Below are 331 nucleotides of genomic sequence, written 5' to 3'. Positions count from 1 at the left end.
CCGCGCGCTCGACTCGAACGTCGACTCGGCCGGCCGGGCCCGGGTGGCCGTCGGCGACCCCGGCGACGTCAACCACACGATCGACGCCGGTCTGGTCGGAGCGGTCAACAGGCTAGGCGACCCCGTCTGGGACGACGCGGACGGCGCCGGCACGCCGGACCCGGGCGAGCCCGGCGCGAAGGACGTCCTGGTCGAGCATATCGACCCCGCCCAAGAGGTGGGGGGTGGGGCCCCCCGTTTTCCCCCACAAGCCCCGCCGCACCGTTCGCGTCTTCTCGGTTGTGCCGATCCTGATGCGTCGCATGGGACGTCTCTACATGCGGGCGGGCCG

The 331-nt window shown here is 73.4% G+C and carries 1 pseudogene; it reads left to right on the top strand.

The window, feature by feature from the left end:
• Positions 1-331 (top strand): annotated as a pseudogene (locus ADL01_RS46535) (MSCRAMM family adhesin SdrC); the annotation flags it as partial.

Source organism: Streptomyces sp. NRRL WC-3618, from assembly GCF_001280005.1.
In the GTDB taxonomy this organism is placed as follows: domain Bacteria; phylum Actinomycetota; class Actinomycetes; order Streptomycetales; family Streptomycetaceae; genus Streptomyces.
Note: the sequence above shows the minus strand (reverse complement) of the source record. Positions and strands in the feature narration are given on the sequence as shown.